The 20,308-nt window shown below is 70.0% G+C and carries 18 protein-coding genes; 10 read left to right on the top strand and 8 right to left on the bottom strand.

What is annotated here, in order from left to right:
- Window positions 1–98: 98 nt before the first annotated feature.
- Window positions 99–1,028 carry a hypothetical protein gene (locus ACIQCZ_RS15560; protein ID WP_402282687.1) on the bottom strand — a complete coding sequence of 310 codons (930 nt, stop codon included), beginning with the start codon at window positions 1,026–1,028 and terminating at the stop codon, window positions 99–101.
- 39 nt (window positions 1,029–1,067) lie between these two features.
- Here ACIQCZ_RS15560 and ACIQCZ_RS15555 point away from each other — a divergent pair, with 39 nt between their 5' ends.
- From ACIQCZ_RS15555 to ACIQCZ_RS15535, 5 genes are all read left to right on the top strand, one after another.
- A complete protein-coding gene (locus ACIQCZ_RS15555; protein WP_402282686.1) occupies window positions 1,068–2,318 on the top strand; it encodes a CapA family protein in 1,251 nt (416 codons plus the stop codon).
- 307 nt (window positions 2,319–2,625) lie between these two features.
- A complete protein-coding gene (locus tag ACIQCZ_RS15550; RefSeq protein ID WP_402282685.1) occupies window positions 2,626–4,923 on the top strand; it encodes a HAMP domain-containing protein in 2,298 nt (765 codons plus the stop codon).
- Window positions 4,924–4,929: 6 nt separating this feature from the next.
- A complete protein-coding gene (pgsB, locus tag ACIQCZ_RS15545) occupies window positions 4,930–6,840 on the top strand; it encodes a poly-gamma-glutamate synthase PgsB (RefSeq protein WP_402282683.1) in 1,911 nt (636 codons plus the stop codon).
- On the top strand, window positions 6,837–7,319 hold the full coding sequence (locus ACIQCZ_RS15540; RefSeq protein ID WP_352269127.1) for a poly-gamma-glutamate biosynthesis protein PgsC/CapC: 483 nt from the start codon (window positions 6,837–6,839) through the stop codon (window positions 7,317–7,319). The genes pgsB and ACIQCZ_RS15540 overlap by 4 nt, the downstream gene beginning before the upstream one ends.
- A gap of 43 nt (window positions 7,320–7,362) precedes the next feature.
- Window positions 7,363–8,442: a C40 family peptidase gene (locus ACIQCZ_RS15535; RefSeq protein ID WP_402282681.1), complete on the top strand. Its 1,080-nt coding sequence runs from the start codon at window positions 7,363–7,365 to the stop codon at window positions 8,440–8,442.
- A 109-nt stretch (window positions 8,443–8,551) separates the two neighbouring features.
- Here the strand turns inward: ACIQCZ_RS15535 and ACIQCZ_RS15530 are convergent, their stop codons facing one another.
- The 3 genes from ACIQCZ_RS15530 to ACIQCZ_RS15520 form a co-directional block, all read right to left on the bottom strand.
- Window positions 8,552–9,160 carry a GPP34 family phosphoprotein gene (locus tag ACIQCZ_RS15530; protein WP_402282679.1) on the bottom strand — a complete coding sequence of 203 codons (609 nt, stop codon included), beginning with the start codon at window positions 9,158–9,160 and terminating at the stop codon, window positions 8,552–8,554.
- Window positions 9,161–9,684: 524 nt separating this feature from the next.
- Window positions 9,685–10,179, bottom strand: a complete 495-nt coding sequence (locus ACIQCZ_RS15525; RefSeq protein ID WP_402282678.1) for a DUF6328 family protein — start codon at window positions 10,177–10,179, stop codon at window positions 9,685–9,687.
- A gap of 246 nt (window positions 10,180–10,425) precedes the next feature.
- Window positions 10,426–11,946, bottom strand: coding sequence for an LCP family protein (locus tag ACIQCZ_RS15520; RefSeq protein ID WP_402282676.1), 1,521 nt, complete (start codon window positions 11,944–11,946; stop codon window positions 10,426–10,428).
- Between the two features lie 142 nt (window positions 11,947–12,088).
- On the opposite strand from ACIQCZ_RS15520, the gene tatA reads away from it, so the two are divergent.
- On the top strand, window positions 12,089–12,370 hold the full coding sequence (gene tatA, locus ACIQCZ_RS15515; RefSeq protein ID WP_402282931.1) for a Sec-independent protein translocase subunit TatA: 282 nt from the start codon (window positions 12,089–12,091) through the stop codon (window positions 12,368–12,370).
- A gap of 370 nt (window positions 12,371–12,740) precedes the next feature.
- A complete protein-coding gene (locus tag ACIQCZ_RS15510; RefSeq protein WP_402282929.1) occupies window positions 12,741–13,319 on the top strand; it encodes a TerD family protein in 579 nt (192 codons plus the stop codon).
- A 212-nt stretch (window positions 13,320–13,531) separates the two neighbouring features.
- On the opposite strand, the gene ACIQCZ_RS15505 is transcribed toward ACIQCZ_RS15510, so the two are convergent.
- Both ACIQCZ_RS15505 and ACIQCZ_RS15500 read right to left on the bottom strand, forming a co-directional pair.
- Window positions 13,532–14,326, bottom strand: coding sequence for a hypothetical protein (locus tag ACIQCZ_RS15505; RefSeq protein ID WP_402282674.1), 795 nt, complete (start codon window positions 14,324–14,326; stop codon window positions 13,532–13,534).
- Between the two features lie 226 nt (window positions 14,327–14,552).
- Window positions 14,553–15,128, bottom strand: coding sequence for a TerD family protein (locus ACIQCZ_RS15500; protein ID WP_402282673.1), 576 nt, complete (start codon window positions 15,126–15,128; stop codon window positions 14,553–14,555).
- A gap of 197 nt (window positions 15,129–15,325) precedes the next feature.
- Between ACIQCZ_RS15500 and ACIQCZ_RS15495 the strand changes: the two genes are divergently transcribed.
- The 3 genes from ACIQCZ_RS15495 to ACIQCZ_RS15485 all read left to right on the top strand — a co-directional run bounded on the left by ACIQCZ_RS15495 (window position 15,326) and on the right by ACIQCZ_RS15485 (window position 18,259).
- Window positions 15,326–15,757 carry a BlaI/MecI/CopY family transcriptional regulator gene (locus ACIQCZ_RS15495; RefSeq protein WP_402282671.1) on the top strand — a complete coding sequence of 144 codons (432 nt, stop codon included), beginning with the start codon at window positions 15,326–15,328 and terminating at the stop codon, window positions 15,755–15,757.
- Window positions 15,758–15,760: 3 nt separating this feature from the next.
- Window positions 15,761–16,696 carry a M56 family metallopeptidase gene (locus ACIQCZ_RS15490; protein WP_402282670.1) on the top strand — a complete coding sequence of 312 codons (936 nt, stop codon included), beginning with the start codon at window positions 15,761–15,763 and terminating at the stop codon, window positions 16,694–16,696.
- A gap of 168 nt (window positions 16,697–16,864) precedes the next feature.
- Complete coding sequence (locus tag ACIQCZ_RS15485) at window positions 16,865–18,259, top strand: LCP family protein (protein ID WP_402282668.1); 1,395 nt, start codon at window positions 16,865–16,867, stop codon at window positions 18,257–18,259.
- 486 nt (window positions 18,260–18,745) lie between these two features.
- Here the strand turns inward: ACIQCZ_RS15485 and ACIQCZ_RS15480 are convergent, their stop codons facing one another.
- Window positions 18,746–19,783, bottom strand: coding sequence for a sporulation protein (locus ACIQCZ_RS15480; protein ID WP_402282666.1), 1,038 nt, complete (start codon window positions 19,781–19,783; stop codon window positions 18,746–18,748).
- A gap of 100 nt (window positions 19,784–19,883) precedes the next feature.
- Window positions 19,884–20,105: a hypothetical protein gene (locus tag ACIQCZ_RS15475; protein WP_402282664.1), complete on the bottom strand. Its 222-nt coding sequence runs from the start codon at window positions 20,103–20,105 to the stop codon at window positions 19,884–19,886.
- Window positions 20,106–20,308: the final 203 nt, after the last annotated feature.

Raw genomic sequence — 20,308 nt, 5'->3', positions numbered from 1 at the left:
TCGGCCCTGGGGCCGGTGGGGTACTCGCGCTCGTCGGGACCGGTGGACCGAGGGTGGCCCGGGACGTCCGCCGCGCGACATACCCTGTGCGCCTCACCTCAGGGCAGCATGGTCGCCAGCGCTCCGGCCGCCTGCCGCATCCGCTCCTCGTCGTCGCGCACGCTCCGGCTGAACTCCATGTGGAGGAACGGGACACCGTCCGCCGCCGCGCGTCGCCCCTGTTCGTTGCTGCGGCCCTCCAGCGCGCAGCGTCGTGCCCAGGCCCGGCAGACGGCGAAGCCCTCCCGCCGCAGGGCGGTCGCCGTGCGGCGGGCCGTGGTACGGCCCTGGTCGCCCTTGCCGGTGGAAGCGATCACGTCGTAGTCCGGTTCGGTGGAGTCGGCGAAGCCGTGCACCTGCAGACCCGGCAGCCGGTGCCGGACCAGTTCGTCGCAGACCACGTCGAACACCGAGTCGCTGCGGTGCGCGACATCGGCGCGGTCCCCCTTCCCGGCGTTCCGGTGGGCGCCGGCCAGCACCAGTACCCCACCGGTCCTGGCACGCAGCACCCCGATGCCCAGCTGCTCGCTGCGCGTGTCGGCGACCGGATGCGGGACCTGGACCGACCAGCGGGCCGGGGTGCTCAGGTCGACGTAGACCCGGCCCCAGCCGCGCCTGACCTCCGCCGCGCGGTCGGCGATCTCGGCGAAGCGCCGGCCGGTCCCGGTGTCGGTGAAGGTACGGATGCCGAAGTCGACCTCGGCCAGGCGGCGCCCGGCTTCGGCCCGGTGGCCGTCCAGGAAGAGCCCGACGGCCTCGGCGACGGTACGGCGCTGGGCGGGCAGAGGCCGCTGATAGTCGCTGTGCGCGACCGTTCCTCTGGTGAATTCGGTGATGCGCCGGGCCAGGTCGTCGCCGTCACGGGCGTCGGGAGCGACCGGAGCGTGTCGGGCCCGGTCGGGGGACGGGACGAGAACCGCCACCAGCGCGCCGAGCGTGACCAGTATCACCACGGTACTCAGCAGTATTGCCTTGATCGTTATCTTCACGGCAGGGTCCCGTGTCCTGTTCGAACGAAAATATCAGGGGTGTCATCATTCCCTCTCCACTCCTTCGCGGCCCGCGCCGCCGTGCTGGCGCTCCTCGCCGCCACCGCGGCGGGCTGCTCCCTGCCGGGCAGTGACAGTGACGCCGCCGACGCGCAGTCGGGCCCGTCGTTCACCGTCGCCGCCGCGGGCGACATCCTGATCCACCCCCAGCTGACCGAGCAGGCCCGCAAGGACGCCGAGTCGGCCGACGGCAAGGGTGCCGGAAGCGGCGCCACCGCGGCCGACGGGCTCGACTTCGGTGCGATCATGGCTGGCGTCAAGCCCGTGATCAGCAAGGCCGACCTGGCGATCTGTCACTTCGAGCCGGTCATCGGCAAGCCGGAGGGACCGTTCCAGAGCTACCCGGACTTCCTGGTGCCGCCGCAGATCACTGCGGCGATCAAGGATGTCGGTTACGACACGTGCTCGACGGCGTCGAACCACACGCTCGACCACGGAGCCGAGGGCGTGAAGCGCACGCTCGACACCCTCGACAAGGCAGGTCTCAAGCACACCGGTTCGGCGCGCAGCGGCGCGGAGGCGGCCAAGCCGCTGATCATGGATGTGAAGGGCGTGAAGGTCGCCCAACTGTCGTACGCCTTCGGGTTCAACGGTCGTGAGATCCCGGCCGACAAGCCCTGGATCGTCAACCAGAACTCCTTCGACAAGATCGCCGCCGCCGAGAAGGCCGCCCGCAAGGCCGGTGCCGAAGTGGTGATCCTCAGCATCCACTGGGGCCGCGAACATCACCCGGATCCGAGCGCTCCGCAGCTGAAGCTGGCCCGCAGGCTGGCGAGGGAGACCGGGATCAACCTGGTGATCGGCCACCACGCGCACGTGGTGCAGCCGATGGAGAAGGTCGACGGCACATGGGTGGCGTACGGCCTCGGCAACCAGCTGGCGCGGCACGACGTGCCGTCCGGGCTGACCGAGGAGGGCGTCATCGGCTGGTTCGAGTTCCACAAGCGGGGCGACACATGGGATGTGGACGCGCGCTACGTACCGACGCTCGTCACCATCCCGCCGGACGTCGACGAGAGCGACCCGGACTCCGTGGAGGCGGCCGGTGAGCGGGGTGCGGTGAAGGACCACCGGCTGCTGAATCTGGCCGAATCCCTACGAGACGAAAAGGACCTCTCGCCGGAGGAACGGGCGAGATACCGGCTGGCATTCGAGCGCACCCAGGGCACGATGCTCAACCGGGGTGCCGCCAAGGACGGTCTGAAGCCGTTGGAGGGCCTTCCGGACTGATCACCGTCCTCCAGGAGGACCGTACGCCGACCTTCCCGTCGATCAGCGGCCGAGCAGTAGCCGGCCGGTGGTCGACGCCTGGCTGTCCCACAGGTGTCCCACAGTTTTCCAACAGGTGACGCACAGCTGAGTGATCGCCGAGTGGGTCCGAAGTCAAGAATCTGGCTTCAAACGTCGCGTACGTCACACCGGCAACTCTCCGTACAACTTTCCGCCAAGCTTCCAGGTCGTGGAACTGATCGCTCCATCTCCATGGCATGCATCGGCGCGGGCCCTGACTCGGGCCGGAACCTGAAAGGCAACATTCATGGCCGCTTCGCCTGCGAAGCGGCGGCACAAGGTCCGACGCCGGGCCGACATGTCGCTGCTGGGTGGCATCCGCCCACCCATCGCGGTCCTCTCGGCCCTGCTGCTCTCCCTCGCGGGCATCACCGCCCTCGGTCTGGGGAGAGCCGGTCAGGACCCCGTACCCAAGGCTGTGCTGACCTCGCAGCAGCACTTCGCCGAGGACGGTGCCGTCGCCATGCGCGCCTCGATCGACGAGAGCGCCACCGACCTGACCCGTACCGCCGGCCTCTTCAGCGCCGGCGATCCGGTCTCGCCGGACGCCGTCCTCGACAAGATCGGCAGTGTCTACCAGAAATGGATGGGCACGGCCGTCGTGGAGATCAAGTCCGGGCGGATGCTTGCCGCGCGCGGTGAGAACGTGCCCGTCACCGCCGTCGACACGAGCAAGCTCGCCGAGAAGGACGGGCTCAGCCCGCGCATGGTGCGGCTGCAGAACGGCGAGACCCGGCTGCTCGCCTTCGCACTGCTCTCCTGGCCGGACCGGCCGCAGCAGTTGCTGATCGCTTCGAGCAGTCTGCGCTTCCCGGGCATCAGCCTCGGGCAGTTCCGCTCCATCGCCGTCATCGACAGCGAGGGGCGCATCCTCAGCAGCGACGGCATTCCGGAACCCGAGCAGGTCCTCACCGATCTTCAGCGTGAAGGCGTCAAGCGCTCCAACAAGCAGCTGAAAGCTTTCTCCAAGATCGCTGCCGTCAAGTCGGCGGAGCACCCGCTCAAGGCGAAGGAGCCCGGTTCCGGAGGCTTCCTCGGGGTCAGCGGCAGCCTGCTCGGCGACTCCTTCGAGGGCGACCGTTCCATCGCCGGGTATGCCACGCTCACCGGCCCGGAGCCCGGCGAAGGGACTGTCGCGACCGCGCTCGGCCTGACCGTCGTCTCCATGGTCGATGTCGCGGTGGACCCCACCAGGGTCGCCGGGCCGCTCTTCGGCCTGCTCGCCGCGGCCGCGCTGCTGCTGATCGGCGCCCTCGCGGTCGCCCTGCTGCTCGGTACGGTCCAGCGACCGCTGCTGAAACTCTTCCTGGAGAGCCGCCGGCTCACCCGCGGCGATCTGACCCGCCCCGTCACCGTCCCGAGGTACGGCGAGGCCGGGCGGATCGGGCAGGCCCTGGAACGGCTCCGCCGCCAGCTCCTCGGCGAACCGGCCGGCACCTCCGACGCGTCGTCCGGCGCGTCGCACCGCCGCCGTGTCGGCACCCGCGGCCTCGTCGTGGTCTGCGGTGTCCTGCTCCTCGCCTGGTCGGCGCCGATGCTGCTGCTCTTCAACCGCGCCGACTCGACCGTCGCCGTACCGGAACAGATCATCAGCGACCAGCGCGAGCGCACCGACACGCTCTCCGACCGGGTGCGCCGCGCGCTCAACGAGGGCCACGCCGACCTGGTCTCCGTCTCCGCGCTGATCGGCAACCGGACCAGCCCCGACGACATGAAGAAGGTCCTGGAGCGCACCCGCACCGAGCACGTGCGCTACCGGTCGCTGTACGTACGCTCCGCCGAGGGCACCGTCCTCGCTCGGGCCGGCGAGTCCCCGCACGGCCTGCCCGCGAGCGGGAGCGGCGACGACAAGCTGTCCGCGCAGCCGATCAGCGTCCTCAACGACTCGGGCAAGGAGCCCGTCATCGCCGGATACGCCGAGATCCCGGGCCGCGACGGAGCGGCCGTGATCGGTGAGTTCCGGATCGACTTCATCAACTCGCTGCTCAAGCGCCCCGGCCTCGGCCAGATCCGGGTCGTCGACGACGAACGCCGGGTCATCGGCGGCAACACCGGCTACCTCGCCTTCGAGAGCCTTCCGAAGCGGCTCGACGAACTGGCGACCGGCACCAACCAGAAGACCGGCCTCAGCGCCCGCGCGAGCGGTGTCATGTACCGCGACGGTGACGGAGTCCAGGTCGCCGGAGCCGCACCGTTCGTCGGCGGCGGAGCAGCGAAGAAGCTCGGTTGGACGGTGGTCAGCTGGCAGCCCGCCGCGGGTCTCGCGATTCCCGAGTACAGCCTGCAGAACCGCACCGTCCTGGCCGGACTGCTCGGCGTCACCGCTGCCGCCGCTTGCCTCGGCTGGCTGCACATCGTCGTCGTACGGCCGCTGCGCGAACTGGCCGGCAAGGCCGAGGCGCTCGCCGACGGCGATCGGCGCACCGTGCTCTTCCCGCACCACCACGACGAGGTCGGCGCGGTCACGCGAAGTCTCGAACTCGTCCGGCAGCAGCTCCAGGAGCAGCGCAGACGCGACGGCGCCCCCCTCGCCGGAAGGAACTGATCGGCCTTGCTCTTCCTCTACACCGTGCTCGTGATGTGCTGCGCGATCCTGCTGATCGCGGGCATCGTCGAGCAACGTCGCCACTTCAGCAATCTGGAGCGGATCCCGACCCGGGTGCTGGTCAACGGCATCCGCGGCAAGAGCTCCATCACCCGGCTCTGTGCCGGCGCGTTGCGCGGCGGTGACCTCGTCACCGTCGCCAAGACGACCGGCACCGCGGCCCGCTTCATCCACCCGGACGCCACCGAGGAGCCGGTCTACCGCAAGTTCGGCATAGCCAATGTGGTGGAGCAGATCGGCATCGTGCGACGCGCCGCCGCGTACAACCCGGACGCGCTCGTCATCGAGTGCATGGCCGTCATGCCGGCGCTCCAGGAGATCAATCAGTCGAAGCTGATCCGATCGACGATCGGCGTGCTCTGCAACGTACGCGAGGACCATCTGGCCGAGATGGGCCCGACCCTGGACGACGTGGCCCGCTCGCTGTGCCGCTCGATGCCGGAGGGCGGCATCTGTGTCACCGCGGAGAAGGACCGGTTCGACATCCTCCAGGAGGAGGCGGACGCGCGGGACTGCAAGCTGATCTACGCGGACCCGGAGACCGTGAGCGACGCGGAGCTGCGCGGGTTCAGCTGGTTCACCTTCAAGGAGAACGTGGCGATCGCGCTGGCCGTCGCCGAGCTCCTCGGCGTGGACCGGGAGACCGCCCTCCAGGGCATGTACGACGCGCCGCCGGACCCGGGCGTCCTCTCGGTCGAGCGCTACCGCACCCACGACGACAAGCGACTGCGGTTCGCGAACGTCTTCGCGGCCAACGACCCCGAGTCGACGCTGATGAACATCAACCAGCTGCTCGACCTGGGGGCGATCAGCCGGCCGCTGAACGTCGTCATCAACTGCCGCCCCGACCGGGTCGAGCGCAATGGGCAGATGGGCCAGATCATCCCCGACCTCCAGCCGGAGAAGGTCTTCGTCATCGGGCACCCGGCGAAGAGCGCCATCGACGCCATCCCCGCCGAGTGGCGGCACACGGCGGTCGATCTGGGCGGTGACAAGCGCGATCCCGAGGAGTTCATGCGCCAGTTGCTCGACCGGCTCGGCCCCGAGTCCTCGCTCGTCGCGATCGGCAACATCCACGGGCAGGGCGAAGTCCTGCTGGAGCATCTGGCCGAACTCCCCGCGGACGAGGCGGAGGACGAGCCGACGGACGCGCCGGGCGTGAGGGACATGAAGGACGCGCGGGACGGCCTGCCCGAAGAGGCCCATGCCGCAGCACACGACGACGGCCCGCCCACCGCGGCCGTTCCCGTGATCCCGGCCCAGCCCCGGCGCGAGGCGCCCGCCCTCGAACCGGGCCATGCGCGGCACGACGAGACGCTCGCGCTCCCGCGGTACACACCGCGCCTCGACCCGTTCGCGCCGTACCCCGAGGCCTACGAGGCCCGGTACCAGCAGCGTCAGCCGGCCGTGCTGCCGCTCGCCGTACGCCCCCGGCAACCCGGATCGGAGCAGTCGGGAGAGCAGCCGCGGCAGCACCCGCAGGGGCAGTCGGGACTGCCGGTGCGGCGGCCCGGACCGGAGCAGCTCGGACAGCAGCCGCAACGGCCCGGACCGGAGCAGCCGGGACTGCCGATGCGGCAGAAACGACCGGAGACGCCGGAACAGCAGCCGCAACAGCCCCCGCAGGAGCAGCCGCAGCAGCCCCCGCAGCAGCCCCCGCAGGAGCAGTCGGAACAGCGGCCGCAGCAGCCCCGGCAGGAGCAGTCGGAACAGCAGCCGCAGCAGCCCCGGCCCACATCCGGGATTCCGGCACAGAGTCCGGCGCAACCGCCCGCAAAGCCTCATGTACGCGGTCCGTTCGAGCCGGTTCGGCCGCCCGTCCCGGCCCAGCAGCAGAACCCAGGAGAACCCCGTTGATCCCCTCCGTCCTCACCCCCGAGATCGCCGCGATCGGTATCGCCCTGGGGCTGATGTTCTCCCTGGTCTGCTACCTCACGACCAACCTCTCGCCCGGCGGCATGATCACCCCGGGCTGGCTGGCCCTCACCCTCGTCGAGGACCTCCAGCGCGCGGCCATGGTGGTCGGCGTCACCGTGCTGACGTACGTCGCCGTCCTCGGCCTGCAGCGCGTCGTGATCCTCTACGGCAAGCGGCTGTTCTCCACCGTCGTGCTCACCGGCGTCATCTTCCAGGCGACGCTGATGATCGTGCTGTCGCTCGAGTTCCCGCTGATGTACACCAACCAGACGCTCGGCTTCATCGTCCCGGGCCTCATCGCCTACCAGCTCGTCCGCCAGCCCAAGGGCGCGACGCTGCTCGCGACCGGCACGGTGACGCTCATGGCGTACGTCGTACTCACCGCCGGAATCCTGCTCGGCGCCCTGCCCACCGTCTGACCGACCGACACCGCTCGACCCACCACCCGGAGCTGACCGACCCATGAGTGCCAAGACCAAGCGTGGCCCCCGCCCGGTGCTGCATGCCGTCACGGTGATCAGCCTGCTTGCGGGCAGCGCCTACCTCACCGTCGAACTGCGCAAGGACGAGCAGGCCAAGGCCCCCGCCGTGCAGGCCGTCACCGACAACCCCGCCCTGCGTTCCTCCGGCTCCGGTCTCAACGGCGAAAAGAGCTGGGAGCGACTGCAGAACCCCGCCCGCACCCTGCTGCGCGGTGCCGATGGCGAGGTCCTCGCCAGCTTCACCGACGGCGCCCGCACCGCCACGCTCACCGGTCCCAGCCGAACGTTCACCGAACCCGCCTACACCAAGTCCCGGGTCGTCACCGAGGACTGGGTCCGGCTGATGCCCTACCAGTGGAAGAAGGGCTCCGAGAAGGAGAAGTGGTTCAAGGACTGGTTCAAGGAGTTCTTCGGCAGCGAGGAGGACGACCTCTTCGCGATGGCCTTCCAGTACGTCGACCAGGCGCCGATCAAGAAGGACGACGAGGGGGTCCCGTACGCGGGGGACGCCAACTTCGGTCCGATCAACCCGAACGGCAGTCCGGGCAACGACTACCGGCTGGAGGAGTCCGACTTCTTCGACTACCTCGGCATCCCGTACACCTTCCGCAACGGCACCACGATGCAGCCGCGCGCCGAGCGCGCCCGCTCGATGGACTGCTCGGGCTTCATCCGTACGGTCTTCGGCTACCGTGCCCGCTATCCGCTGATGGCCACCGACGTCCTCGGCGACGGACTGCCGCGCACCGCGAACGGCATGGCCCGCTCCGGGCGCGGCGCGGACGTCATCGAACTCAAGGGCATCACCCCCGCGGACCGGCCGAAGAACATCGACGTGCTGCAGCCGGGAGACCTGGTCTTCTTCAAGCTCGACCGGCGGACCAAGCAGCGACTGGACCACGTCGGCATGTACATGGGGCACGACACCGACGGGCACAAGATCTTCGTGTCCAGCCGGGAGGAGGTCAACGGCCCGACCATCGGCGACAAGGGCGGCACCTCCAGGCTGGACGGGAACGGCTACTACGCTTCTACGCTGCGCAGCGCCAAGCGTCTGTGAAGCAGCCCCGGCCATTTTGCGCCGCACCGCCCGGAGTCCCGCCGCTCGGCGTGGTTCCGGGCGGTGCGGGGCACGGGGCGGGAGGCCGCCCGGGCCGTTCGCGCCGTCGTCATTGGCCGCGCCAGATGTTGTCGAAGGCCGCCTCGTCGAGCGCTCGCCGCTGCCGCTGGAACTCAAGGTCGCGCAGGGCGTCGTCCACGGCGGCGAGCACCGTCGTGATCGACTCGTCCGGCACGCCCGGGGAGTCGCCGGTCGGCTTGTCGCGGATTCCGGCCGCCGCCGCGAGCGCGGCGAGGACGGGCTCATCGGAATTCCAGCGGTCCGCCGCCCGGCGACGGGCGGGCGAATCGGCAAGGACCATCCGACTGGTCGCGGAGGGCACCCAGCGGGATCGGCTCTGCGGAGTGAGCTGTCCCTCCGCCTCGAGGGTGGCCAGATAGGCCGTGGACAGACCGCGGCCCCGGCGCCACAGCCAGTCGTCGAGCGATTCGTAGGGCGGTTGCCGGACGAGCGACGACACGGCCTCGTCCAACAGGGGATCCTCCATGGCCGGCGCGTGGCCCGGCACGATCCGATCGCCGTCCAGCCCGACGGCCTCGGCACCCAGGAGATCGATCACCTCCGCTCCCGCGAGCACCAGCGAAAGATCCCCCCGCTCCAGGGGGCGGCTTGCCGCTCTGTCGATGGCGGCGATCAACAGGTCCCGCGGTGTGCTCATGAATGGCTCCACGTCAGGGGCGTCCGGGGGGCGGGCGGGCGTATGAGCGCCTGGGCGTCGACACCATCGACGCCATCGACGCCGTCATGCGGCGAATGGCTGCGGTTACCGGTCTGCGGTTACCGGTGTCGCCGGCGGTGATGCCGCGAGTGCTGCGCTGTCCGGCGGAGCGGCACCCGTCTCCTGCTGCGACGAACGCGGCGGTGGTCACCGACGGTCCGACCCGTTGCCGACGGCGATCACGCCCGTATTCGAGTCCGATCACGCTCGCATGTCCGATCACGCTCGCATTCGAGTCTACGAAGCGAGGACGTCAGCCGCATCCCGCGCCGCCTCCCGCCCCGCCGGGGACGCGCACCCCGGCAGGAGGACCGACGGCCCCAGTGGTGCGAGGGGGCGGCCGGAGGCTCGGGGTACCGGAAACCGACGCCCCCGTCTGCGCGGACGATCACGCACCCGCTCGACTCGACGGTGCGTTCCCGGCGGTCGGCCGACACCACGTCGGCGGGATCCCGGCGAGCACGTCAAGGGGTCGGGCGGCGCAGTGCCCTCGGGAGGACGAACCACAGGCCGGTGAACATGACGAGTGTGGCGGCCGTGACCGTGACAGCGGCGGTCCGGCCGAGGACGACATCCATGAGCAGGAGAACAGCGCCGTTGAGCGCGAGGGCGAGGAAGACCAGGCCGATTTCGGCGAGCTGCGCGGACAGAGCGACAATCCGGACCTTGGCGCCCCGGTGGAACAGGCCGCGGTGCAGTGCGACCGGAGTCGCGAGCACTGCCGAGGAGACCACCGTGAGCAGCAATGTCACCACGTACGTGGTGCGTTCGAAGTCATCGAGGTGCGGAAATTGGCTGGTGAAGGCCACGCCGAGGAGAAAGGCGAAGACGATCTGTACACCGGTCTGCACAACCCTGAGTTCCTGGAGCAGCTCGACCAGGTTGCGGTCGGCCCGCTCCGCAGGCGTCTCCCGGCCGAGCGGAGACGGATCACCACCATCCATCGGGATATGAGACATGCGACTCATTGTTCTCGGGCCGCCCGGCCACCTCACGCGGCGCACCGCGTCACGTCTGAACGGGCCGAACACTTTCGTCCGGCGATCCACAGCCCTTGCCCTCGTCCCAGGGATGCCCACGGGGTCTCAGGACCGAGGAGCTCAGTGAGGAGAACGAGGGCCGACGGGGGAGTGGTGGACACCCCCGGGCCGTGACGGACCGTCGGCCGTGGTGGCGGTCGAGGCCGCTCGACGCGGCGGGCCGCGCTATCCGTACGAGAGGTTGGAGCAGGGGTTGTCGTCGGCGGAGCGTGCGTCCTCGGCGACCTGGGAGGGCAAGACGGACGGCGGGGCCGACGCGGTGGCCTCCGGCTCGGTCGCGTACGTCGTGCCGAGGACGACCGCGATGCCGGTCGTGGCGACCGGGGTGAGCTCCGCGCCGGGGAGGGCCCGCGCGACCTTCCCGGCCTGGTCCTTCTGGCCGGGGCCGTACTCGATCACGGTCTTGACCTGGGTGCGGACCGAGGCCGTCGTGGTGTCCGTGACGGTGAAGCCGTGCTCTTCGAGCATGTGGGCGGCACGGGCCGCGAGGCCGGTGACGGTGGTGCCGTTGTAGACGGCCACGGAGACACCGGTGCCGTAGTCCGGTTCGTCGGCGCCAGGTGACGGCGCGGTCGTCTCCGCGTCCCCCTTGCCGCCGGAGTCCTTGCGGCCGGCGTCCTGGCCGTCGATGGTGCGGTCGGCCCTGAGCGACGCCCACAGCGCGTCGGCGTCGGGGTGGACGATCGCCACGCGCGCACCCTGGTACTTCCACGGCACGGTCACGAACTTGGTGTTGTGCAGGTCGATGTCCTTCATCGACATCGCGAAGGAGACCAGTTTGTCCGCGGAGCCGAGTCCCGGGTCGACGGTCATCGACCTGGTGGCCGCGTCCGCGAGCGGCAGCAGTTTGGTGGGCGTGAGTCCGTCGCTCTTTATCTGCTTCAACAGGCTGGCGACAAAGGCCTGTTGGCGTTTTATGCGGCCTATGTCGGAGCCGTCCCCGATGCCGTGCCGGATGCGCACGTAGTCGAGCGCCCGCTGGCCGGAGACGGTCTGCGGGCCCTTGGCGAAGATGCGCTTGCCGCGGGTGAGGCGATTGGGATTGAGGTCTCGCTGATAGACGTCCTGCGGCAGGCAGACCTCGACGCCCCCGACGGCCTCGGTCATCGTCGCGAAGCCCTTGAAGTCGACGACGACGGTGTGGTCGACGCGCAACCCGGTCAGCTTCTCGACCGTGTTCTGGGTGCAGGCGGGGTTGCCCTTGGCCGTCCCGCCCACCGAGTACGCCGCGTTGAACATGACGTCGGTCTGCGGCCGGGACCAGGTGCCGTCGGGCAGTTTGCAGGGCGGGATGTCGACCAGGGTGTCACGCGGGATGGAGACGGCTATGGCGTGCTTCTGATCCGCGTACGTGTGCAGCAGGAACGCGGTGTCCGAGCGACCGATGTCGTCCTTGTCCCCACCGCCCAGATCGCTGTTGCCGCCGGTCCGCCCGTCCGAGCCGATCACCAGGACGTTCGACCCCTTGGTGGAGGCGGGCGGCCGGTCGCCGGACACGCCGTCCGAGCTGAACGTGCTGATGTTCCCGTTGAGCCGCATGTAGACCCAGCCCGCACCGGCCGTCACCAGGACGAGCAGTGAGACCGCGACGGTCAGGACGGTCCGGGTGCGGCTTCGCTTGCGCCGTCGACTGCGCTCGGCCGCTGCGCGCGCACGGTGCCGGGATGCCTGGCGGCTGCCTGTCATTCGTCCACACCCCATCAGTTCCGGTCAGGGGGAAGGGGTGACCGTTCCCGGCTCGACGGTTGTACAGTTGCGCAATGTAGCAAGCATTTACGAGAGATGGCGCCCCGCGTGGTCCATCGAGGAGAGAGAAGGGTTGGGTGGAGTGTTCCGTAACGCGCTGGAGCCCTGGCATCTGCTGATCCTGGGGCTCGTGATCGTCCTGCTGTTCGGTTCGAAGAAACTGCCCGACACCGCACGGGCGCTGGGGAAGTCGCTCCGCATCCTGAAGAGCGAGACCAAGGCCATGAAGGAGGAGGGGGCGTCCCCGTCGGCCGCTTCCGAGGCCGACGCCCCCGAATCGCCCGCCCCGAGGATCATCCGGTCGGCCCCGGGCGACACAGCCTCGGCCCGCCCGGTGGCGGAGAGCAGCGCCGAGCGTCACTGAGCGTCGCGCGTCCGCGGCGAGGTGGCTCGGTTCCTGCGGTGAGGTCATGGCGGTGCGTGGCTGGCGCTCCCGTCCGCGTAGGGGTCTGCGTCTGCGTGTACGGGTCCGGTGCGGGTGGGCCCCGGTTGCGGGCGCCTGCCGCCTGCGCCGCCGGGAGCCGGTCCGCGCCCCGTACGCACGGTCCGCCCCCGGGGTCTCGTCGAGAACGGCGGCCCCGGGGGCGGTCTCCGCACCCGCGTCCGGGCTGTCACCCCACGGTGACTTTAAAGGTTGCGCAATATTTGAATATGGTGGATCCACTACGCGTCCGGCGGAGCCCTGTTGTTCCGGCGGGCGCATCACCGGCGCGTGTCGAAGGAGAGCAGTGGTGTTGGGCGTCAGTCTCGCCAAAGGTCAGAACGTCGTCCTGAACCAGGACGGCACCCCGCTCGCGGACGTCACGGTCGGCCTGGGCTGGGACGCCCGTCCGGTCGGCGGCACGGACTTCGATCTCGACGCGTCCGCGATCATCTGCGGACCGGACCAGAAGGTCGTCTCCGACCGGCACTTCGTCTTCTACAACAACCTCACCAGCCCGGACGGGGCGGTGCGGCACACCGGCGACAACACCACCGGGGAGGGTGACGGCGACGACGAGCAGCTCCTCGTCGACCTCGACCGGCTCGACGAGAAGACCGGGCAGATCGTTTTCACCGTCTCCATCCACGACGCCGAGAACCGCGGCCAGAACTTCGGACAGGTCGAGGACGCCTACATCCGCGTGCTCGACAACCTCACCGGCCGAGAGATGTGCCGCTACGAACTCTCCTACGACGCCGCGGGCGAGACGGCGATGGTCTTCGGTGCCCTGTACCGCAGGGGCGGCGAATGGAAGTTCCGCGCGATCGGCCAGGGTTACGCATCGGGTCTGGCCGGTATCGCCGTCGACTACGGCGTCGACATCGCCTGAGAGCCTGTCGGGTGGCCTCCGACCGGGCGGTCACGCCCTGGCACGCACGCTTCCCGCGTCGTCGGTCGCCGACGCCCCGCGTCGACGCCCTCCTCCGCCTCAAAATCGCACGCGCCGGACCGCGGCCACCAACTGATCCGAGGCCACCCGACAGGCTCTGAGCCGGCGGGAGGGGTGGCCCCGTGCCAGGAGCGCGGGGCCACTCGGAGGCATTACGGGCGCCGTGTGCCGGGGAGGTTCGGTCCGCTGAAGTCCGGGCCCACGAAGTCCGGGCTGCTGAAGTCCGGGCTGCCGAAATCCGGACTGCTGAAGTCGGGGCTGCTGAAACGGGGCCGGTGGCCCGAGCCCGCACTCCGGCCGGGCTCCGGCGCCGCGGGCTCCTGCGCGAGCTGCTCGATGAGGAACGGCCGGATGCCGTCGCGGCGCAGGGCCCGGAGCCACGCCTCCCTGGCCCGATCGAGGTCGGCGTCGGGGCCGGGAGACCGGGGCGCACCGCTGCTCGTACGGGGTTCCCGGTGCGCGGCGGCGGTCCGGTAGAGCGCGAGGACGCCGAAGGCGGCGGTGAGCGCGGCGATGCCGAGGCTGATCCAGCCCGCCCCGATCAGCGTGCCGGCCGTGGCGGTCATGCTGTCGGCGAGCCGGAGCACGTACCCGAGGAGAAGGAACGTGGCCGCCGCAACCGCGGCGAGGACCGGGGTGAGTACCGCCAGAACGGGCACCAGGCCCGCGCCCTTCTCCTCCTGATGCCCCGGCTCGGACAGGGGCGTCGCCCGATCGACGGGCCCGCCGCCCTGGATCCGTCCCCGCAGGTCCGTGTACGACCGGTACTCGGACTCGGCGGCCGCCGCCACATGAGGACCGGCCGCCAGGCCTCTGACGCGCAACTGGTCCGCGCCGATGCCGGACTGGGCCAGCAGGCGTCGAATCTCCGCGGACCCGATGACGTCGTCGAGAGCTGACGCGTAGTCGGCTCCGTCCTCGTCCCGCAGTGGAAACGACCGGTCCATTCCATCCCCCGATTTGTGTGATCCGTTGTTCTGGGCCTTCGCGGCGGCGGCGACGGCGTTCGAGCCGCCGCGGGCGGTCGGCGAATGAGGGCATCCGGCCCTGAGGACGCGCCCGCCGTCGCCGCCGCCGATGGTGGCCGACCGTCAATTGGGCCCGGAGCGCCGCGGGTCGACGGTCAGGGAGCCGCTGTTCTCAGGGGCGGGCGCGTCGCACGAGACGCCGTGTTCAGAGGTTGACGCCGAAGTCCGCGACGATGCCGCTCAGGCCGGAGGCGTACCCCTGGCCGACCGCGCGGAACTTCCAGTCGGTGCCGTTGCGGTACAGCTCGCCGAAGACCATCGCGGTCTCGGTCGAGGCGTCCTCGCTGAGGTCGTAGCGGGCGATCTCGGCCCCGCCGGCCTGGTTGACCACCCGGATGTAGGCATTGCGGACCTGCCCGAAACTCTGGCCCCGCCCCTCCGCCTCGTGGATGGACACGGGGAACACGATCTTGGAGACCTCGGCGGGCACGGCGGAGAGATCGACCTTCACGATCTCGTCGTCGCCCTCGCCCTCGCCGGTGAGGTTGTCGCCGGTGTGCTCGACCGAACCGTCGGGGCTCTTGAGGTTGTTGTAGAAGACGAAGTGCGCGTTGGAGAGCACCTTGCCGGCCGCGTCGCACAGCAGTGCGCTGGCGTCCAGGTCGTAGTCCGTTCCGGTGGTCGTACGGACGTCCCAGCCCAGACCGACCAGCACCGCGGTCAGTCCGGGCGCCTCCTTGGTCAGCGAGACATTTCCGCCCTTGGCAAGGCTCACACCCACAGCGTTTCTCCCTCTTCACGGCATCGGCCCCGGACGGTCACCGTCCGGGCGCTCTGTGACAGCAGACTGAAATCTACAACACTGTAGAGTTGATGAGTGGCAGTTGTCCGGACGGCGTGGACGGACCGCCTGCGACGGTCGGTACGATGCCCCGTCGCCCGGCACAGCGGGCGACCGTACGGGAAGGGGACCGCGTCGTGACCGCAGAGGAGGACGGGCGGCCGGGGCCGCGCGCCCGCAGACGGGGCCAGGGGGAGCTCGAAGCCCTGGTGCTGTCCGTGCTGGGCGACGCCCGTACACCGGTCACCGCGAGCTGGGTGCAGGAGCGACTCGACGGCGATCTCTCGTACAGCACCGTCATCACCATCCTGACCCGGCTGCACGAGAAGAAGGCCGTGTCACGCACCGGCTCCGGGCGTCCGGTCCTGTGGCGGCCGGTCGCGACGGACGAGGCCGGACTCACGGCCCTGCGGATGCGCCGGCTCCTCGACAAACAGGACGACCGCGACGCGGTGCTGTCCAGCTTCGTCTCGGCACTCTCCTCGCACGACGAGGAGTTGCTGCGATCGCTGCTCAACGAGAGCGCGCCACCGGCGCCCGGAACACCGCCGGCCGAACCGGAGAGCTGAGCGATGGGCGTCTTCGTCTTCCTGCCCCTGGTACTGCCGTTGACCGCGCTGCCGATCGCGCGTCTGGCCGAGCAGCATCTGCACCCGCGGCGTGCCGCCCGTCTGCTGACCACCGTGGCGGTGATCCTCGCGTCGTGCAGCACGGTCTGTCTGGGGCTGCTGATGGTCGTCGGCACGGCCCAGCTCCCCGGAAACCCGCTGCCCGACGGCTGGTCCGACGACGAGGTGCGCGAGGCCGTCCCGCACGACAGATTCGTCGGCAAGGCGGCCATCGTCGCGCTGGCGGCCGTGGCCACGGCCTGGGCGGTCACCGTGCACCGTCACTACCGCTTCCGGTCCCGCGCCCACCGGGTCCTCGCCGCGCTGCCGTCGCGGGCCGAGGTCGCGGTCCTGTCCGACGCCGTGCCGTACGCCTACGCGCTCCCCGGCGCACCTGGCCGGATCATGGTGTCCACCAGCATGCTGGCGTGCCTCGACGAGGCCGAGCAGCGGGCACTGCTCGCGCACGAACGTGCGCACCTCTCGGGGCGCCACCACCGGCTGCTGCTCGCCGCCCAGCTCGCGAGCGGGGCGAACCCGCTGCTGCGCCCGCTCCGGGCCGCCGTCGCCTACAGCACCGAACGCTGGGCCGACGAGGAGGCCGCGCGGGTCACCGGCGACCGGCGGACCACGGCTCGCGCCGTTGGCAAGGCGGCTCTGATCTCCCACCGGGCCGTCTCGCCGACCGTCGCGGCCTTCGCCGTCTCCGGACCCGTCCCGCGCCGGGTCGCCGCGCTGCTCGGGCCCGTTCCGCCCGACCGCGGCTGGCCTCCGGCACTCACCGCGACCGGCATCGCGGCCCTGTTCGCGGCGGCGGGCACCGCAGTGTCCACGCTGTCCTCGCTCAACGCCGCCTTCGCCCTCTTCCTCGTACTCGAAGCGGCGACCCCGCTGTCATGACACAGTCGTGCCGCTTCTGTGCGCGGCCGGCCGGCCCGGCAACGACCTCTCCGTCGGGGGAGGCCGGGAGCAGCTCTTCTCTACAGGTATGTAGGGTTCGTCCACCGCAAGTTGCGGTGAACGAGTCAGTGGTGAGCGAGCGGCCGATGGGCCGGGCGGAGGGACAGCGTGAGCAAGGAACGCAGGAAACCGCGCGGCAGGGCGGGGCGCAGGGCCGACGAGAATTCACGGGGACGGCTCACCAGGCGGGGCAAGTTCGTCGTCCGCGGCGGCGTCGCCCTGGTGGTGCTGCTCCTGGTCGCCGGTGGTGCCGGTGCCTGGATCTACCAGAACCTCAACGGGAACATCCATTCCGCCGACATCGACGACAAACTCGGCGCCGACCGGCCGGCCAACATGAGTCCCGGATCCAAGAACATCCTGGTGGTGGGCTCCGACTCCCGTGCGGGCGACAACGGGAAATACGGCAAGGGCCTGACCACCATGCAGTCGGACACCCTGATGGTCATGCATGTGGCGGCCAACCGGGAATGGGCCACCGTCGTCTCCCTCCCACGGGATTCATGGGTCGGCATACCGGCATGCGACCGTGGCAACGGCACCCGGTCCACACCGCACCACTTCAAGATCAATGAGGCCTTCGCCGTCGGCGGAACCAGCGGCGACGTCGCCGGGGCGGCTGCCTGCACCATCAAGACCGTCGAACAGAACACCGGCCTGCGTATCGATCACTTCATGTCGATCGACTTCCAGGGCTTCAAAGGCATGGTGAACGCCCTGGACGGCATAGAAGTCTGTCCCGAGACGGCGATCCACGACAAGAAGGCGCACCTCGATCTGGAAGCGGGATGCCAGACGATCAAGGACGAGAAGGCCCTCGGCTATGTCAGGACCCGCTACAGCGTGGGGGACGGCTCCGACCTCGGCAGAATAGGCCGTCAGCAGGAATTCATGGAGGCGCTGGTGGCCAAGGCGCAGAAGAAGCTGACCAGCCCGACCGCCCTGTACGGCTTTCTCAACTCGGCGACCAAGTCACTGACCACGGACAAGGAACTCGCGGGGGTCACACCGATCGCCGCGCTCGCCTCCGAACTCAAGGGCATCCCCGGCGACCGGCTGACCTTTCTGACCGTGCCGAACTACGCCCGTGAGGCGGATGTGCCCACCGACAAGGCCAATGTCGTCTGGCAGTACCCCCAGGCAGCGGACCTCTTCACCTCCTTGGCCACGGACAAGGAAGTCGACAAGAAGTCGCTGGAGGCCGCCGGCAAGAATCCCGTGTACGCCGCCACGATCCAGGTACGCGTACTCAACGGGACAGGAAAGCCGGGGCAGGCCGCGACGGTCGCGGAAGCCCTGCGTACGGCGGGGTACACGGTCATCGGCACGGGCAACGCCCCTCAGGGCACGTCGAGGACGGCGGTGACGTTCCCGCAGGGACTCGACCGGCAGGCGAAGGTGTTGGCCTCCCGGCTGCCGAAAACGCGCGCGACCCAGGATGCCGCTGCCGCCCCGGGCGCGGTGACCCTGACGGTCGGCGAGGACTTCGACGGCCTTCGCTGAACCCTCGGCCGGCAGTCGCCACGCCGGTGGGCGGCATCCGTCGAACCGGCGGGCGGCTTTCGTTGCGCCGACGCATGGCTCCGCCGAACGGCGGTCGGCTCTCCGCCGCGGCGGCGGGCGGTTTCCGCCGAACCTGTGGAGGGCGGACGGCGGGCGCACCGGCACGGCGACGCCTCCGGGCAACGCGCGGTCCGGTGACGGGCATCGGACCCTCCCGGGCCGGCAGCAGGAACCGCCGGCCCGGGAGGAGGGCCGCCCCCTCGGAGGGTGAACTCATGCGGCGTCGGAGATCAGATGCGTGTGCCGGGCTTCCCGGGCCAGGCCTGACCCGGGCCGGTGAAGCCACCGTCGCCACTGACGACGATGACGCCGATCCGCATCACGGCACGCGCCTCTGCGGCTGTTTCTGGGCCGGCCGTGCTCCGTGGCGGAGCAGCCGACGGAACGATCAACGACGGGACTGCCGCCGGCCGATGAACGGTGGGCTCACCCTTCGTCGTCGCTCTCGCTCTCCTCGTCCTCGAAGGCGTCACCGATTTCGTCGACGACTTCGGCGGCGACCATGCCGCCGACGACTCCGACCGCGACGCCCGCGGCGACGCCCGCGACCACCGCACCGGTGCTGGGGCCGGAGCGCCGGTGCTCATCGCCGTGCTGTGCGCCGTGGTGGAACTCGGAGTGGTGCGCGTCGTGGTGCCCGGTGTGTCCGTACGAGGAGGAGTACGGGTCGACGGGAAAGCCGCCGTGCGAGCCGTGACCGGCCACGATCTGCTTGATCCACGAGTCGACCTCGGCGATCCAGTCCGTGTGGCCCACGGCCTGGTGGGAGACGGTGAAACGGTGGACGGCGTCGTGGCCTTCGGAGAACGGGCCGCCGCGCTTGTCGGCCTCGATGACGATCTCGACACCGCCGGACGACGCGAGGAAGGTCACCTCGATCTCATCGACGGCATGCGCGTGGTGCGCGGGCGGGGAGAGCTCGATCTCCTGGTAAAAGGGCAGCCGCTGGCCGGTGCCGTGGATGTGGCCCAGTTCCAGATCGGCGGACTTGAACCCGAAGCCCAACTGCCCCAACGCTTCGAGGACTGCTTCCTGGACGGGAAGCGGCCCCACGTCGAGAGCGTCGAGATCGCCCTTGTCCTTGGCTCCGGCCACCTCCACCTCGGTCCGCACTCCGAGGATCACCCCGAGAGGCTGCCCGTGGAGACGGGTGAGGGGTGTCTCCCACGGCAGCGTGAGAGAGAACGGGACCGTCTGGTCGGCCCCCTCCGCGAGCCGGAACCCACCGCCGACCGTGACGCGGTCGAAGACGACTGTGCCGTGTTCCTCCCCGTCGTGGCTCTCCGCCTCCACGTGGGCGACCAGGTCGAGGGTGATCTGCTCGATGGTCACGTCGGCCTGGCCGCCGCGCAGATGAACGCGTCCGGTCAGCGGGCCGCCGGGCAGGACGGGGCCGGGGTCCAGGACCGTGTCGACCGACGGACCACCGACTCCGATGGCTCCCAGCAGCTTCTTGAACACCATGGTGGCGTCCGCTCCTTCATTTGGGTCTGTACTCAGGTGTGCCGATACGCCGGGCCGCCTCATTCCTGGTCGGCGCGCCCGGCGACGGTGGGGCGGAGCGTTACTTGGCGGCGGCGTCGAGTGCGGCGAGGGTCTGGGCCCAGCGGGCGTACTTCAGGTTGGCCAGATCTGCCACCGTCTTGATCCCGAACGCCTCGTGGAGAAGATCTCCCTGACGGTCCGACACGCCCTTCAGGGCGGAGACCGGGGCCGAGAGAATCGAGGACAGGTCCTTGTCCGCGTATGCCTTGTCGAGCACCTTGTCCAGGTCGATCGGGACCACTGCTGCCTCCTGTGAGCGCACTGCCCCGCCGGTTCGGCGGAGTGCCGCGGGCGCGGCTGTCAGCAGAACTACCCCGGAAGGTAAAGCAGTTCCCAAGAAGATCGACGGGAGGTGCATTTTCGGCCATGTTGCCATGTCGTGCTGACCGGCATAATGCAAGGTCAGCCCGATGGGTCGTCCGGGGGTGGTCGGGGCGGTGCTGC

It is taken from the genome of Streptomyces sp. NPDC093149 (genome assembly GCF_044754145.1).
Classification (GTDB): Bacteria; Actinomycetota; Actinomycetes; order Streptomycetales; family Streptomycetaceae; genus Streptomyces.
The sequence above is the reverse complement of the archived record's forward strand: the minus strand, read 5'-3'. Positions and strand labels throughout refer to the sequence as shown.